Here is a 12,456-nt window from a genome sequence, read left to right on the forward strand (position 1 = left end):
AAAATTCATGGTGCATTTGAAACAAAAAATAGATTTTTTCATTTAAAATATTTATCAGGTGGACAAAAAATTTATATTAAAAATTATAAATCAAAAACTTTTAAAAAAATTAAGTCAGATATTATGTTATCTCAATCAAAGGTTTATGAAGAGTTATATAAAGAAATCAATGGTAGAAAAAATAATTTGTATTCACTTGATAATGCAATACAAACAATGTCGATAATTGAACATGTAAAATAAAATAATAGAAAATTTTATTGGAATTAATTAATGAAATTATTTAAAAATAAATATATCAAGTTAGAATTATCTAGTAATGTTTTTCATCCCACGGGTACTAGTGATTTGTTAATTGAAACTATTAAGGATAATTTAAGGTTGAATGGCACTGTATTAGATGTGGGTGCTGGAAGTGGTTATGTTGGTATAGCATTATTAAAAATTTTTAAAAAAAAATTTAAATTATCTGCGTCAGATTTAGATAAAAAAACAATTAACCTAATAAAACTCAATGCCAAAAAAAATTGTGTAAATATTAATGCTAAAGAGGGCGATCTGTTTAAGCCCTGGAAAAAAGAAAAATTTAATTTTATAATAAATGACGTGTCTGGTATTGCAGAAAAAATTGCAAAAATTTCACCTTGGTTTAACAGGGTTAGTTGCATGGCCGGAGAGGATGGTACTAAATTAGTAAAGAAAGTGATAAATGAAGCAGATAATCATTTATTAAAAGAGGGTGTTCTAATTTTTCCAGTATTATCTTTTTCTAATACAAGCAAAATCATTAAATATGCGAAAAATAAATTTAAATATGTTAAAAAAATTTCTAGTAAACAATGGTTATTGCCAAAAACAATGTATAAAGACATCGCTACTTTGAAAAAACTCAAAAAAAAAAAGATAATTAATTATAAAGTCAATTTTGGTATGCTGCTCTGGAAAACAGACATTTATTTTGCTTTTAATTCAAGTAGTATTAATAAAAAATTAAATTTAAAAAAATGAAACTATTAAAAAAAGAAGATTTAATTAATTTAATTATTAAAGCATTAAATTTTCCAAAAAAAAGATACAAAAATACTGCTAGCTTAAATAGTTTTGAAGATTGGGACTCTATTGGACATCTTAATATAATGTTACAATTAGATCAAAAATTATCAGGTAAAGCTAAGAGTATCAAAGAACTTGCTGATGCAAACACTGTTGAAAAGATCGAAAAAATTTTAAGAAAAAAAAAACTGCTTAAATAAATTGAAGTACTATTCTACTATTAAATACATAGAAACAATGCTGCCTAAGAATAGCGTGAAAATCAATTCATTAAAAAAAAATAACCCTTCATGGAATATAAAAAAAATAATTAAAAAAACTGGAATTAATAAAATTTGGTTCACCAAAAATGACCAAACAGCCATGGATTTGGGGATAGGGGCAGCAAAAAAAGTATTAAAAAAATTTAACAAAAATTCAATTGATACACTATTGTACGTAACTCAATCACCAGAATATTTTCTTCCTTCTACATCCTGTATCATACAAAATAAACTTGGACTAAATTCTAATGTAAAGTGTTTTGATATTAATTTGGGTTGTTCTGGTTTTGTGTATGCTTTATTTACTGCTGTCTCATTTATAGAGAATAAAATGAGCAAAAATGTATTAATAATTTGTTCTGACACCTACACTAAATTTATTAACAAGTCAGATAGGACATGCAGGCCTTTATTTAGTGATGCAGCATCATCTATTTTAGTTTCGAGATCAAAGGAAAAAAATATTGGCCCATTTTTGATGGGCACAGATGGATCTGGTTATTCTGATTTAATTGTAAAAGAAGGTGCGGGAAATAATAACTTTAAGAGTAAAAGTAAAAATGAATTATTTATGAATGGATCTAGAATATTTTCGTTTACAATTTCTCAGATACCAAAAAATATTAAAAAACTTTTAAAGATTGCAAAAATCGATGATAATAAAATTAAAAAATATTTTTTTCATCAAGGAAGTAAAATAATATTAAATACTTTAGGTTATGCGATGAAAATAAATAATAAAAAAATATTTAGTAATTTAGAAAATTTAGGCAATACAGTTTCATCTACAATACCATTTGCCCTCAAAGACGCTGACAAAAAAAAAATTGTTAAAAATAATGATATTTTAATTTTATCAGGTTTTGGTGTGGGGCTATCCTGGGGCTCATGTATTATAAAATGGAAAAAATTAAATTAATACTGAATAAATACAATGTATTTAAAGAACATAAAATTTAAACCTATAAAGTCCATTTATCTAAAAAAAATTCTCACATGGAGAAATCAACAAGATGTAAGGAGTAAAATGATTAATCAAAAAATTATTTCATATTCTACTCACAAATCTTGGTACAAGGCTCTAAAAAAAAATAAAAGACAAAAAGTATTAATTATATACTTTAATAATTTACCTATTGGATTAGCTACCATTAAAGAAATTGATAAAGTTAACAAAACATGTACTTGGGGGTTTTATATAGGAGAAAAATCTTTCAGATATTTAGGTTTACTTGTTGAAATTAAATTAATTGATATAATGTTTAATAGGCTTAAAATAAGAAAAATTTGGGGTGAAACACTTTCAGATAATAAAAAAATTTTAAAGATACACTTTTTTTTAGGCTTCAAAAAAGAGGGTTTGTTAAAAAAACACATCAGACAAGGTAATATTTATCACAATATAATTATAACATCGCTTTTTTATGAAGATTGGATAAGGTCAAAAAAAAAAATTTTTAACAACTTTAAAAAAAAAAAATTATTTAATAAATGATAATTCTTACTGGTGCATCTGGCGGTATTGGACAACAAATTATTAAACCCTTATCTAAATTTGATAATGTTATTGGAATTTATAATTTAACAAAACCGAAAATCGATTTAAAAAATGTCTCTTTTATAAAAATAGATTTACTTAAAGAGAAAGAAATTTTAAAATTTATAAAGAAAATAGGAAGCTCAGAAAAGAATATTACTTTAATTAATTGTGCTGGAGTTAAAAAAGATAATTTAATTATAAACCAATCATACAAAGAATGGAAAAGTATAATTGATTTGAATCTAAATACATCTTTTTTGCTAAGTAAACATTTATTAAGAAAAATGATTTTTAACCAATGGGGAAGGGTTATTTTTATATCCTCATCTGGCGCTAGAAATGGAGACTTAGGTACCGGTGCATATTCATCAAGCAAAACTGGTTTGATTGGACTATCTAAAGTGATTAGCAAAGAATATGGCAAATACAATATTACCTCAAATATTATAGAATTAGGAGCTTTTGATACTGGTATGTACAAAAAACTTAATCAAAAAATTAGAAATAAAATCATAAAAAAAATTCCTGCAGATAAATTAGGTCAAAAAGGGGACATTGTTAATACAATTAAATTTATTATTGATACAAGTTTTATAAATGGCTCTGTAGTAAAGATTGATGGTGGTGCAGACTAAAAAGCACTTTGTTTTTTTTTGTTAAATTTAATATTTTTTTTTGAAGTTCAGTATTTTTTTAAATGGTAAATTGCACTCATAGTTATTTATAGGTAACATTGTATAAACTTTTCTTTTTGCTTTTAAAGCCAATACCATTGCATATGTCTGACATCCAACAACAACATTGGACCAGGAAATCAAGCTCTCTAATTTTGACTTATTATCGATTTTGGGATTAAATTTTCTATATTTTGTTATTATTTTTTCATACTTTTTGGTGTTTTCAGACGGATGAGGTTTAAAAATTATTTCTATTTTTTTTTTATTCTTTATTTTTAAAAAAAAATTATTAATAGCTTTTTCTTGAGTTTTATCTTTAAAAGGTTCTAATAAGTAAAGTATTTTTTTTTTGGTGCTTATTTTATTTTTATTAATTTTTTTTAAAATTTCTTCCTCATAAATATTTTTTTTAATCCTTATTATTTTCTGTTTAAATACTTTTTTTGCTAATTTAAAAGCATTTATATTTGTTACCCAAATTTCAGAGGGAAGTATTAATTTTTTTTTAAACAAAAAACCTTCTTTAAACAAAACCCAATGGTCTAAAACACCTGCATTGGGTATATTATTTTTATTTGCCAATATTCTAATTTTATGATCAATTTTACTTTTAGCACTTGTTCCCGAGATAATAAAATTACTTTTTTTAATTATAGTCATATAATTTGTGTTTAGTTTTCCCTTAACCTTAAGTCTTTTAAAAATTTTTTTAGCTGGACCCTCTACTTTAATATAATAATTATTGTTATTATATTTTTTTACCCAGTGTGAAATTATATTTCCTGAGGCCGCATCATGCGCTACAATTCCTATATTTTTAAATTTTGAAATCATTTTTTTTAATAAAAAATATCTGTGTTTTTTTTTTTAGATTTGATTTGCGTAGCTTCATTTTATTTTTTTTAAAAATTTTGATCATTCCTATATTTTTAGTTTTTGCTCCACCAGTCACTTCATTTATATCATAATATTTAAATAGATGTTTCATGGTAGCTTTCCATGCTTCAGTACCATAAGATTTTTTTAGATATTTTTTTTCCCCTATTAAAATTCCAATATCTGCACTTTTTTTTTCATTATCTAAATTTGCAGTTATTGTTCCAAAAAAAAAATTTTTTTTGTTTGTATATATTGCAAAAAATAAGTTTTTTGCTTTTTTTATAGACAAATAATAGTTTAAAAAATGATCATATTTGTAATTTTTTTTTTTGTGTCGACTAAATTTAAGATGTCCATCGTCTGTAAACCAATTAAAATATCTTTTTATTAAATTTTTTTTAGTAAAATTTTTAAGATAAATTCTTTTTGATTTAATGACATTTGTTTTCTTAGAGATCATCTATTTTAGTTTGTGAAGATTAGACCAAACTTTTTTAAAAGATTTAATAATTAAATTAATATCAGATTTTGTATATTCATAAACAAACATGCCAAAGCCCATATAAGTATTATCTAGCAAATCTTCTGCTACAGGACATGTACCTTTACCATATTTAATTAATTTTGAATTCTTGTTATAGGTCCATGGAAAATTTTTTTTTCCATATGCGATTTTATTTATAAACATTGGCAATCTGTGAACATTCGTAAAATTTATTTGCAACCCCTGAACACCTTCTGCGATAAGGGCTTTGTATATTTTTTTTTTGGATATACCTAACATTTTTGTATCTATTACCATTGGGTATGCATAATATGAATGTGTGCATCCCTTTTTCACAATTGGTGTTCGAAGCCCTCTTAAATTTTTTAATTCTTTATTTAATCTTTTTGCAATTCGTCTACGCGATACAATGATTGATTTTAATTTTTTTAATTGTTCAATTCCAATGGCACACTCTATTTCACCTAATCTAAAATTATATCCAATCATATTTGCTAACTCTTTTGTTGAATTTCCTTTAACAATAACTTCCGCATGATTTCTTATCATGCACATCCTTTCAGCAAGCTTAATATCATTCGTGAATAACACGCCGCCTTCTCCAGTTTGAATATGCTTATGACAATTTAAACTTATACCTCCAATATCAACCATTGTTCCTGCATATTTATTTTTATACATTGCCGCTGGAGATTGCGCTGCATCTGAGATTATTTTCAATTTATATTTTTTGGCAATTTTTTTTAGTTCATCCATTGGACCTGGGTGTCCAAAAATATCTACAGACATGATTGCTTTCGTTCTATTAGTAATTTTTTCTTCTACTTTTTTTGGGTCAAGATTAAAAGTTTTATTCTCTATGTCCGCAAATACAGGAATTGCATTCCAGTGAACTATTGCCGTCGCTGTAGCACACATTGTCCAGGGGCTGACAATAATCTCATCACCTGGATTAATATCTAGAGCACCAACAGCTGCAATTAAGCCAGAGGTCCAAGAGTTTACAGTTATAGCTCTTTTTACGTTGAAATATTTTTGACACATTGTTTCAAATTCTTTTACTTTTTTTCCTCCATAAAATTGATCGCTACGATTAGCTATATAATTTGATAAAATTCCAGTTTTCATTACTTTGTTAACAGCGTTAATTTCTTCTTTTCCAATTGAATTATATCTTTTGAAAGTTTTTTTTATTACTTTGGTTCCACCAAATAATGCTAGTTTTTCATTTCTCATTTTAGAAAACTTTTAATTTAATTTTAAATTTGTTTGATATTATAATTTAATTTTTAACTGTATATAAAAATTAATTATTTAAAAATATATTTTTGACTTAAATTGAAAAAACTTTAAAGTAATTTAATATGAATATTGCGATAATCCCAGCCCGAGCTGGCAGCAAAAGAATAAAAAATAAAAATATTGTCAAATTTTTTGGTAAGCCATTAATATATAATTCTATTAAAATAGCTATTAAATCAAAATTATTTGACGATGTTATAGTAAGTACGGACTCTGCAAAAATACAAAAAATTGCTCAAAAGTATGGAGCCAAAATTTATTTTAAAAGACCAAAATCTTTATCAAATGACTACGCCGGAACACCTAGTGTAATAAACCATGCAATTGAATGGGTTCAAAAAAATCTTTACAACCCAGAATATGTATGCTGTATCTACCCTACAGCAGTCTCTTTAAGTGAAATAGACTTAATAAATGCTTATCAAAAAATAAAAACAAATAAATTTAATTTTGTTTTTGCTGCTAACAAATATTCACACCCCCCTCAACGTGGTTTTTATTTAACAAAAAATAACAGAATAAACTTCAAAAACTTTAAATTCTACAAAGTAAGAACTCAAGATTTAAAACCAATGTATCATGATGCAGGGCAATTCTATTGGGGCAAGACAAATTCTTGGCTACTAAAAAAATCTGCTTTTACTAAAAATTCGTGTGTGGAGGTTTTGTCAAATTTTAAATCAATAGATATTGACAATAAAGAAGATTTAGAATTTGCAAAAAAAATTCATTTATTAAATAAAAAATAAATACTTTATAAATAAAATTTTATGTTAATTAAAATTACTAATAAAATAAAAATCGAAATAGGAGCAAAACCTTTGTTAATTGCTGAAATTTCAGCAAATCATGGTGGAGATAAAAAAAAATTTTTAAAACATATAGTAGAAGCTCATAAGGCAGGAGCTGACATGATTAAAATTCAAACCTATGAAGCTGATGATATTACTATTAAAAAATATTCTGATAAGGTTAAAATAAAAAAAGGGATTTGGAAAAATAAATCACCTTGGCAAATTTATAAAAAAGCACAGACACCTTACTCATGGCACAATGAAGCTTTTAAACTTGCTAAAAAAATCAATGCTGTATTATTTAGCACTCCATTTAGTTTAAAGAGTGTTGATTTTCTCGAAAAATTTAAAGTACCCATCTATAAAATTGCCTCATTGGAAATTACAGATTTAAATTTAATAAGATATGTGGCAAGTAAAAGGAAGCCAATCATACTTTCTACTGGTCTAGCCTCTTATCAGGATATTAAAACTGCTGTAGATTTAATAAAAAAATATCATAATAAAATAATAATATTGCACTGTGTATCAGGCTATCCTACTCCTTTAACAGAAATAAATTTATCCCGAATTGAATTAATAAAAGAAAAATTTAAAACAAAATTTGTGGGACTTTCTGATCACACAGTTTCCAGTGAGGCTTCTTTGGGGTCAATTTTTTATGGAAGCTGTTTAATTGAAAAACATTTTACACTTAACAAAAAATCTCTAGATGGTAAATTCTCACTTTTACCCAATGAATTTAAGATATTGTCAAAGAAAGTTCATCAATATCACAAAATGATAGGAGAGAAAAAATTTTATTTAAAAAAATCTGAAAAAGTTAACTTAAATCAAAGACGTTCTATTTTTTCTACAAAGGATATTGATAAAGGAGAAAAATTTACCCCATTAAATGTAGCAAATTTTAGACCTTTTATTGGTGTGAATTCTAATTTAATTTTTAAAGTTATAGGTAGTAAAGCAAAAAAGAAAATTAAAGCATTTAGTTCTATTAAAAAAAAAATGTTTTAAAGTTTTATATTTTTAACTCTTTAATTAAAGAATCTAAACCTATATATTAAAAATATTAATGATATTAAAAATTAAAAAGAGCTACTTTTGGTTTATAATTTTAAAATTTTTAATTGTTCCAATTTTTGATTTTATTTGGAAAAATATTATCAATATTCATGGAAGATTATTAAATTTTCTTTGGTTTTATAAAAAGAAAAATTTTTTTTATAATTTAAATCAAGCAAAACCCATTTACAAACTTGAAAATATTCAGGAATTAAAAAATTTAGCTACAAAAATTTTAAGTGTATGTGATAAAAACTTTTTAAAAAAAGTAGAGGAAGAAATTAAAACACCAACATATGGATGGATTAATGAAAGTAATGATGGTGAAGATAAATATTTTGCCCAATTATTTGACCGGCTAGATGAGGATACCAAAAACGAGATAATCAAATTTGCTTCATCTGACTTAATGATTTCAACTGCCTCTAATTATTTAAAGGTTTTTCCAATACTTTCTAAAGTAGCACTTACCTACCACATCCCTAGAAATTATGAGAAACAAAGAGGAGCAATGATGTTTCATAAAGATGAGTTTGGTTATAAGAGTATGGATATATTTATAGCGATAAATGATATTGATAGTGAAACAGGTCCATTTAAAACTGTTACTACTAAATTCGACTTTTTAGGTCCTTTTGCAAGAATATATGATGAAGATAAGTCGATGATAAGAGGTAATAGAGGAAAAATCAAAAACGAGGTAATCAATAAAAAAAAGATAAATGAAATTTCAATTGAAGGCAAAAGCGGAACAGCAATTCTGATAGATAGTTTTAAATGCTATCACGCAGGAGGTCATTGTAAATCTAAACCAAGAATTTTATTAAGAATTTTGTATGGTACGGTTGATAATCTATCTCTTCCCTCTATCGATATAATGAATAAAACTACAAGCAGCTATTTAAATATAAATATGAACTATAGAGAGGATAAATTTAAAAAATTTTTCTTCGATAAAAGATCAATTTTTTTTAATAATAAAAAATTAAGTAAATTTCTTTATCAATTTATAAGAATATTTTGTTTAAAATTTTAAAAAATATATTTAAAAATCAAGTTGTTAAGTAAATAAAAAATTTTTCTGAAAGGTTTTTAAATTTAGTGAGAAGTATAGAATATCAACCAAAAATAGATGGTCTAAGAGCCATAGCTGTTTTATCTGTAGTTTTTTACCATTTAAAAATAAGTTATTTTGATGGTGGGTTTATTGGAGTTGATATTTTTTTTATAATAAGTGGATATTTAATTACTTCAATAATTTTATCAGATAAAAAAAGAGGTACTTTTAATTTTAAAAACTTTTTAATTAAGAGAATTAAAAGATTATTGCCTGCAATTATTTTTGTATCAGTTTTGGCAAGCTTCTTTGGGTTTCTAATACTCAGTCCAGATGATTTGATTAATTTTTCTAGGTCAATTATTACATCTATTTTTTTCGTTTCTAATATACTCTATTGGACAGAGAGTAATTATTTTAATCAAATTTCAGAGTTTAAACCTTTTTTGCATACATGGTCATTAGGTGTGGAAATGAGTTTTTATTTAGTCTGGTCAATAATATTAATTTATTTAATTAAATTTTTAAAACAAAAACAGATAATTATTTTTTTAATTATTACATCAACACTCTCACTAGTATTTATAGAATATATTTATACAAAAGGATTGCTTTTTGAAACAGATCTCTTTGGAGGATTTTTTTACGGTAAATATATTTCAGATACATTATTTTATAATGCCCCTTTTAGATTATTTGAATTTTTTTTTGGTTGTATATTATGTTTTATTCCAAAAAAACAGTATGGAGATTTTACCAATCAAAGTTTTTTTATTTTAGGATTAATTTTAATTTTTTGTTCTATTTTAACTTTAAATTATAAGTCAAAAATTCCTGGTATTAGCTTAATACCAGCAATGATTGGAACAAGCTGTATAATATTTTTTAACGAAAGAGGTTTTTTCAATAAAATTTTAAATAATAAAATTATGATAGGAATTGGTCTAATTAGTTACTCTTTATATTTAATTCATTGGCCACTAATTTCTTTATACAAATATTACAATTTAGGAGACTTAGAATTTTACGATAAAATTATTATATTAATATTATCTTTTATAATCTCTATATTAATGTACTTTTTTATAGAAAAACCATGGAGATTTAATTATTCAAAAAATAAAAAAATCTTTTCAGTAATAATATTAGTCTCAATCATCGGGTTTTGTTTTTTTACAATTAACCAAAATGGATTTGTTAATAGATTAAATGAAGCAGAAAAACAAATGTTATATAAACTTAAAACCACTGCTGACGAAAAATATTGCGAATCTCAAAAAAGTGTTTTTGAAAAAGTACTTGAGAAAGTTTGTGTAAATGGAGATGAATTAAATGCGGACATGATTTTAATGGGAGATAGTAATGGAACAATGTGGTTTAAGCCCTTTGCAGAATTTTCAAAGCGTAACAAATATAACTTCGTTAATTATTCAAGAATTTGTAACAACTTTCCACACCCAGCAGATTTTAACTATTTTTTAATTAATGATTTTATTTTTAAAGAATTCTATAATTGTTCAGAAATTACTACAAATGCTGAAGTTTTAATTATTGGAAATGCTTGGTTTAATCAACAATTTTCAAATTATAACAAAGAAATAGCTGAAGGTTTTATAAACAATATAAATATCATTAAACAGAATAAAAACTTTAGAAATATTAAAAAAATACTGATTTTAGGTCAAATACCTGCTTTTTCTAGTAATAATTTAGATATAACTTCTTGTTTAACAAGACCAAAATTTTTTAAGAAAGAAGTATCTTGTAAAAATTATTACAGAGATAGTTTTAAAAAAAATAATTTTTTAGAAAATATTAAAAATTTTAACTTTGAATTAGAAAGATTTGCATATGAGAAACTTGCTAAAAATTATTCAGTGTTATTTATTGATCCTACACAGGACTTATGTGACAAAAACGAATGTATGCATGTTGGTGAAAAAAATGATTTATTTTATTTAGATAGTAACCATATTTCAAATTATGGTGCAAAATACATTTTTAACAAAAATAAAATTTTAATTGAGGAATTTTTAACAAATTAACTGATGAAAATTTTAAAAATTAGCAAAAAACTATACTCAAGCAACAATATAAAGCCACTTTTATTTGCAAAAATATTCACAAATAATGCTGGTAATAAAAAATTTATTTTCTTAAGTGCACCAAAGGCAAAAAACTAAATTGAAAAAATATTGTTTATGCACTTATTTATAGTAGATCTTTTTATAAGTCTCGATACTGTTGCACCAATTATTGATGGATTAAATAAAAAAGGCCAAAAAACTAAAATTTGTTTTGTAAATCCTATGCAGGATTTTAGTCATCATAGATTAATTCGGTATTTAAATAAATCCAAATTCAATCAAAATCACGGACAATTATGTTTGGGTTTTGTTAATAAAATAAATTACATTGTATTAAAAATAATAATGAGCTTACCCTCATTCTTTTTAAATAAATTAGATAGAATTTGGAAAAAAATTTATATCTCAAAGATATTTTTTAACGAAAATAACTTCATAAAATTTTTAAAAAAAAATGACTTTAAAAGTGTTACTATAGAAGAAAGTTTACCTAAAAATAAAAGAAAACTAATTATTAATGCTTGTAATAAAATAAATATTCCAGTTTTATGTATTGCCTCAGGCCTATTCACAATAAAAATTAAAAAAGATAGAGAAATTTATTTGTTTGAAAAAATAAATTTTTATCTATCTCCAAATTTATTTGCACCTTATAAAAAAAAGATTCAAACCTCTAAAAAATTTTTATTATGTGGATCCCCAAGATATGACACTAAATGGATGATAAAATTAAAAAAAATATATAATTGTAAGAATGCACTTAAAAATAAAAAAATAAAAATAGCATATTTTTTAAGATCAACTTCTGAAAATTTGAATGATCATCTTAAATTAATTGAAAAGATAAAAAAAATAAAGAATATTGAGATTAAATTTGGAAATAAACCTCGGGAAATTGGGCCATTAAAATCATCTTTATTTAGTAAAGATGAGTTGAATACAACTGAGTTAATAGTTTGGTCAGATATAGTAATATCAGCACCAACTTCTATTTTAGTCGATTCGGTTCAAAGAAAAAAAATTACCATTTGTCTAGAATATTTAACTCCAGAGGGTTATACTAAGAGTCATTTTTCAGATCACAGTAATGTTGTTATGATTGCAAAATCTGCTAATAAAGCAATTAATATAATTAATGAATTTAATAATAATAAACTTAAAAGTAGCAATACAAATGATAGAGCGTTATTTTTAAATTCATTTATTAATAAAAGAAATAAAAATTATAGTATTATAG

Annotated in this window: 15 protein-coding genes; 12 read left to right on the forward strand and 3 right to left on the reverse strand. The window is 24.2% G+C overall.

Annotated elements, in window-relative coordinates:
• The 6 genes from ACTT9R_RS05130 to ACTT9R_RS05155 form a co-directional block, all read left to right on the forward strand.
• Positions 1 to 243 (forward strand): hypothetical protein (locus ACTT9R_RS05130; protein WP_440926941.1); only part of this gene is annotated, 243 nt, incomplete at its 5' end.
• Positions 244 to 273: 30 nt separating this feature from the next.
• Positions 274 to 1,008: a methyltransferase gene (locus ACTT9R_RS05135; RefSeq protein WP_440926942.1), complete on the forward strand. Its 735-nt coding sequence runs from the start codon at positions 274 to 276 to the stop codon at positions 1,006 to 1,008.
• Positions 1,005 to 1,253 (forward strand): hypothetical protein, encoded by a 249-nt coding sequence (locus ACTT9R_RS05140; protein ID WP_440926943.1) that lies wholly within the window; start codon positions 1,005 to 1,007, stop codon positions 1,251 to 1,253. The genes ACTT9R_RS05135 and ACTT9R_RS05140 overlap by 4 nt, the downstream gene beginning before the upstream one ends.
• 55 nt (positions 1,254 to 1,308) lie before the next feature.
• The gene (locus tag ACTT9R_RS05145) at positions 1,309 to 2,235 is read left to right on the forward strand and encodes a ketoacyl-ACP synthase III (RefSeq protein WP_440926944.1); all 927 of its coding nucleotides are present in this window, start codon (positions 1,309 to 1,311) and stop codon (positions 2,233 to 2,235) included.
• A gap of 15 nt (positions 2,236 to 2,250) precedes the next feature.
• The gene (gene pseH, locus ACTT9R_RS05150) at positions 2,251 to 2,811 is read left to right on the forward strand and encodes a UDP-4-amino-4,6-dideoxy-N-acetyl-beta-L-altrosamine N-acetyltransferase (RefSeq protein ID WP_440926945.1); all 561 of its coding nucleotides are present in this window, start codon (positions 2,251 to 2,253) and stop codon (positions 2,809 to 2,811) included.
• Positions 2,808 to 3,491 (forward strand): SDR family oxidoreductase, encoded by a 684-nt coding sequence (locus tag ACTT9R_RS05155; protein WP_440926946.1) that lies wholly within the window; start codon positions 2,808 to 2,810, stop codon positions 3,489 to 3,491. The genes pseH and ACTT9R_RS05155 overlap by 4 nt, the downstream gene beginning before the upstream one ends.
• 27 nt (positions 3,492 to 3,518) lie before the next feature.
• Here the strand turns inward: ACTT9R_RS05155 and ACTT9R_RS05160 are convergent, their stop codons facing one another.
• From ACTT9R_RS05160 to ACTT9R_RS05170, 3 genes are read right to left on the reverse strand one after another with little or no spacing between them, the layout of a single operon-like run.
• The gene (locus ACTT9R_RS05160) at positions 3,519 to 4,367 is read right to left on the reverse strand and encodes a hypothetical protein (RefSeq protein WP_440926947.1); all 849 of its coding nucleotides are present in this window, start codon (positions 4,365 to 4,367) and stop codon (positions 3,519 to 3,521) included.
• Positions 4,351 to 4,872, reverse strand: coding sequence for a GNAT family N-acetyltransferase (locus ACTT9R_RS05165; protein WP_440926948.1), 522 nt, complete (start codon positions 4,870 to 4,872; stop codon positions 4,351 to 4,353). The genes ACTT9R_RS05160 and ACTT9R_RS05165 overlap by 17 nt, the downstream gene beginning before the upstream one ends.
• Positions 4,873 to 6,153: a DegT/DnrJ/EryC1/StrS family aminotransferase gene (locus ACTT9R_RS05170; RefSeq protein WP_440926949.1), complete on the reverse strand. Its 1,281-nt coding sequence runs from the start codon at positions 6,151 to 6,153 to the stop codon at positions 4,873 to 4,875.
• 128 nt (positions 6,154 to 6,281) lie between these two features.
• Here ACTT9R_RS05170 and pseF point away from each other — a divergent pair, with 128 nt between their 5' ends.
• The 6 genes from pseF to ACTT9R_RS05200 form a co-directional block, all read left to right on the forward strand.
• Complete coding sequence (pseF, locus tag ACTT9R_RS05175; RefSeq protein WP_440926950.1) at positions 6,282 to 6,968, forward strand: pseudaminic acid cytidylyltransferase; 687 nt, start codon at positions 6,282 to 6,284, stop codon at positions 6,966 to 6,968.
• A gap of 21 nt (positions 6,969 to 6,989) precedes the next feature.
• A complete protein-coding gene (pseI, locus tag ACTT9R_RS05180) occupies positions 6,990 to 8,027 on the forward strand; it encodes a pseudaminic acid synthase (RefSeq protein ID WP_440926951.1) in 1,038 nt (345 codons plus the stop codon).
• 58 nt (positions 8,028 to 8,085) lie between these two features.
• Positions 8,086 to 9,111: a hypothetical protein gene (locus ACTT9R_RS05185; protein ID WP_440926952.1), complete on the forward strand. Its 1,026-nt coding sequence runs from the start codon at positions 8,086 to 8,088 to the stop codon at positions 9,109 to 9,111.
• A gap of 65 nt (positions 9,112 to 9,176) precedes the next feature.
• A complete protein-coding gene (locus tag ACTT9R_RS05190; protein ID WP_440926953.1) occupies positions 9,177 to 11,177 on the forward strand; it encodes an acyltransferase family protein in 2,001 nt (666 codons plus the stop codon).
• A gap of 3 nt (positions 11,178 to 11,180) precedes the next feature.
• Positions 11,181 to 11,315: a hypothetical protein gene (locus ACTT9R_RS05195; RefSeq protein WP_440926954.1), complete on the forward strand. Its 135-nt coding sequence runs from the start codon at positions 11,181 to 11,183 to the stop codon at positions 11,313 to 11,315.
• 18 nt (positions 11,316 to 11,333) lie between these two features.
• On the forward strand, positions 11,334 to 12,456 hold a 1,123-nt coding region (locus tag ACTT9R_RS05200; protein ID WP_440926955.1), incomplete at its 3' end, for a hypothetical protein.

Source organism: Candidatus Pelagibacter sp. (assembly GCF_052049835.1).
Taxonomy (GTDB): domain Bacteria; phylum Pseudomonadota; class Alphaproteobacteria; order Pelagibacterales; family Pelagibacteraceae; genus Pelagibacter.

Bases quoted from the DNA above. Each gene is read 5' to 3' on its own strand.
- ACTT9R_RS05135 (WP_440926942.1), top strand. From the start codon at position 274: ATGAAATTATTTAAAAATAAATATATCAAGTTAGAATTATCTAGTAAT.
- ACTT9R_RS05140 (WP_440926943.1), top strand. From the start codon at position 1,005: ATGAAACTATTAAAAAAAGAAGATTTAATTAATTTAATTATTAAAGCA.
- pseH (WP_440926945.1), top strand. From the start codon at position 2,251: ATGTATTTAAAGAACATAAAATTTAAACCTATAAAGTCCATTTATCTA.
- ACTT9R_RS05155 (WP_440926946.1), top strand. From the start codon at position 2,808: ATGATAATTCTTACTGGTGCATCTGGCGGTATTGGACAACAAATTATT.
- ACTT9R_RS05160 (WP_440926947.1), bottom strand. From the start codon at position 4,367: ATGATTTCAAAATTTAAAAATATAGGAATTGTAGCGCATGATGCGGCC.
- ACTT9R_RS05165 (WP_440926948.1), bottom strand. From the start codon at position 4,872: ATGATCTCTAAGAAAACAAATGTCATTAAATCAAAAAGAATTTATCTT.
- ACTT9R_RS05170 (WP_440926949.1), bottom strand. From the start codon at position 6,153: ATGAGAAATGAAAAACTAGCATTATTTGGTGGAACCAAAGTAATAAAA.
- pseF (WP_440926950.1), top strand. From the start codon at position 6,282: ATGAATATTGCGATAATCCCAGCCCGAGCTGGCAGCAAAAGAATAAAA.
- pseI (WP_440926951.1), top strand. From the start codon at position 6,990: ATGTTAATTAAAATTACTAATAAAATAAAAATCGAAATAGGAGCAAAA.
- ACTT9R_RS05185 (WP_440926952.1), top strand. From the start codon at position 8,086: ATGATATTAAAAATTAAAAAGAGCTACTTTTGGTTTATAATTTTAAAA.
- ACTT9R_RS05195 (WP_440926954.1), top strand. From the start codon at position 11,181: ATGAAAATTTTAAAAATTAGCAAAAAACTATACTCAAGCAACAATATA.